The organism is Acidovorax cavernicola (assembly GCF_003581445.1).
The window spans coordinates 1-2,487 of record NZ_QXMN01000141.1; the positions used below are offsets into that span (position 1 = coordinate 1).

A 2,487-nucleotide genomic window follows, 5' to 3' on the forward strand; every position below is an offset into this window, starting at 1 on the left:
GCCACGGGGCGGGCGACGGGCGCCGGGGCCGGTCGCGGCGAGGGCGGCGGCGCGTCGTAGGCCTGGTCGCGTTCGTCGAGTTCCAGCGGGGGGCCTTCGGGCATGTCGGGCATGCCGGAATCAGCGGCCACAGGGGCCTCCGGCTCCGGTTCGACTTCGATCTCTGGCTCCGGCGGCACGGGCCACCAGACCTTCACGCCCATCTCGTCGAGCATGGCGCGCTGTCGCGCATCCAGGCGCAGGGTGTGGACCGCGGTGCCCGTCATCGCAAAGCTCCCCAGGCGGAGCCTGTTTCGTTGAGGCGCATGCTCATGACGACCGCGTCTTCGCGCTTGCCGTCGAACGCCGGGTAGTAGCCCTTGCGCACGCCGACGCTGCGAAAGCCCTGCCGCAGGTAGATGTCGAGCGCGCGCCGGTTGCTTTCGCGCACCTCGAGCCACAGCCACAGCGCGCCCTCGCCGCGCGACCAGCCGGCCAGCGCTTCGAGCATGAGCGGCGCCCAGCCCTGGCGCTGGAAGGCCGGCGCCACGGTGATGTTGAGCAGGTGCACCTCGTCCACGCCCTTCATGGCGACGAAGTAGCCGATCAGCGTTTCGCCCAGGCTGGTGCAGGGCGACTCGACACCCGGCGCCACGCCGGGCGCCAGCAGGCATTGGCAGTGGTAGCCCACGGCCATGGAATCGGTGAAGTTGGCGCGCGTCCAGGGGTGCGTGTAGGCCGTCTGCTCGACCGCGCAGACAGCGTCGATCCGCTCGACGCTGAGCGGCTCAAGACGGGCTTCGACGGACTGGAGGACAGCGCTCATGCGGGGTTCTGCGGAACGGCAGCCGCCGCCTTGATGGCGGCGCGTTCCTCTGTGGTTTGCGCCACTTTATCGCGAACGTACAGCGGCCAGGCCTGCGCGGCGGGCACGGTGCGTCCGGCCGCGAGCAGCGCGGGCGCCAGTCGCAGCATGGCGGTGGCCAGGGGCAGCACCTCGTGGCGGGCCGTGGCGCTCGCCAGGCGCGGGCCGTAGGCGGCGAAGGCATTGCCGGCGATTGCCCAGCCGGTCGGCACGTCGAGCGCCTCGGGGGCGAGCAGCAGCGGCTCGGGATCGCCGCCGAACGGACCGGCGGTGTCGAAGTCGTAGGGTGCGGCGTAGAGCTGGTCCATGCGCGCGTCGAGCGCGGCCACCACGCGCTGCGCGCCGAAGGCATGGCGTGCCTCGTTGGCCACCGCCAGCAGGGTGTCGACCGGCAGCAGCGGCACCTTGGCACCGAAGGCGAGGCCCTGCGCCACCGAGCAGGCCGTGCGCAGGCCGGTGAAGGAGCCCGGACCGCGCCCGAAGACGATGGCGTCGAGGTCGGCCAGCGCGAGCCCGGCGTCGGCGAGCAGCTGGCGGATCAGCGGCAGCAGCGTGCTCGACGCCTGCGCGCCGCCCGCGCCGCTGTGCGACAGCACGCGGTCGCCGTGTCGCACCGCGACCGACAGGTGCTCGGTGCTCGTGTCGAAGGCCAGCAGCTTGTCAGCCATTCGAGCCTCCCATTCCCGCCGGGCACGGCGTCGGGCAGACCGGCGCCGTGCGCACGGTCGTGGCGGCCTTGCGCACGCCGAACAGGATGCCGGCCGTCACCAGCGCGAGCCCGGCAACGAGGCTCCAGTGCATCGGTTCGCCGAGCCATAGCACCGCGCCGAAGGCCGACAGGCCCGGCACCAGCGCCGTGATCATGGTGGTGCGCACCGGGCCGAAGTGCTGGATCATCTTCGTGAAGGTGATGCCGGAGATCACCACCGAGCCGATGCCCTGGAAGGCCATCTGGAACGCGACCTCGCCCCACGGCGCGCTGCCGATGTGGCTCACGACCGCGCCCGAGGCCACAAGCAAGGTGTAGACGGGGATGTAGGTCATCAGCGCGAACACGGTGATGGCGATGGTCGCGCGCACCGCGTCGAGGCCGTGGCGGCGCGCCACGACGCTGTAGCAGGCCCAGCAGAAGGCGGCGCCCATGAACATCAGGTCGCCCTTCCAGACCTCGCCGCCCTCGAAGGCGTGCAGCAGGCTGCGCCCGCCGACCACGAGGTCGCCCGCGACGATCATCGCCAGGCCGATGGCGCGCGCGGGCGTGATGCGATCGCGCAGCACCAGCGCGGCCAGCAGCGTCGTCCACAGCGGCAGGCTGCCGGGCATCAGCACGGCGGCATGGCCGGCCGGCGCGAAGAAGAAGCCGCTGTACGCAATGAGGGCGTAGGCCACGCCGCCGAAGATGCCGGCCGTGGCGGTGACGCGCAACGACAGCGGCGACAGGCCGAAGAACGAGGACACCGCGTCGCGGTGCTTCATCGCCAGCCACGCGCCCCAGGGCACCAGCACCAGGCTGGCGCCGCAGACGCGCGCAAAGGCGAGGTCGAAGGGCGTGAGCGAACGCGCAGCCGAGGCGCGCGCGATGAGGATGAAGGCGGTCCAGACCACGACGGTGACCACGGCCGCGCCGATGCCGAGCGTGCGGG

General features: G+C 72.2%; 3 protein-coding genes and 1 pseudogene. All 4 read right to left on the reverse strand.

Annotated features, from left to right (window positions below; translation table 11 throughout):
- Positions 1 to 266: pseudogene (locus D3H34_RS34820) on the reverse strand (uracil-DNA glycosylase family protein); the annotation flags it as partial.
- A complete protein-coding gene (gene rimI / locus D3H34_RS31735; protein WP_119558769.1) occupies positions 263 to 805 on the reverse strand; it encodes a ribosomal protein S18-alanine N-acetyltransferase in 543 nt (180 codons plus the stop codon). The pseudogene D3H34_RS34820 and the gene rimI, both read right to left, overlap by 4 nt.
- Positions 802 to 1,512, reverse strand: coding sequence for a tRNA (adenosine(37)-N6)-threonylcarbamoyltransferase complex dimerization subunit type 1 TsaB (gene tsaB / locus D3H34_RS31740; protein WP_119558770.1), 711 nt, complete (start codon positions 1,510 to 1,512; stop codon positions 802 to 804). Before tsaB ends, rimI begins: the two co-directional genes overlap by 4 nt.
- Positions 1,505 to 2,487, reverse strand: a 983-nt coding sequence (locus tag D3H34_RS31745) for a DMT family transporter (protein WP_286186524.1), incomplete at its 5' end; no start/stop codon positions are given. The genes D3H34_RS31745 and tsaB, both read right to left, overlap by 8 nt.

What these genes read in the sequence shown, in the direction of transcription:
- rimI (WP_119558769.1), bottom strand. Translation starts at nt 805, where the DNA reads ATGAGCGCTGTCCTCCAGTCCGTCGAAGCCCGTCTTGAGCCGCTCAGC.
- tsaB (WP_119558770.1), bottom strand. Translation starts at nt 1,512, where the DNA reads ATGGCTGACAAGCTGCTGGCCTTCGACACGAGCACCGAGCACCTGTCG.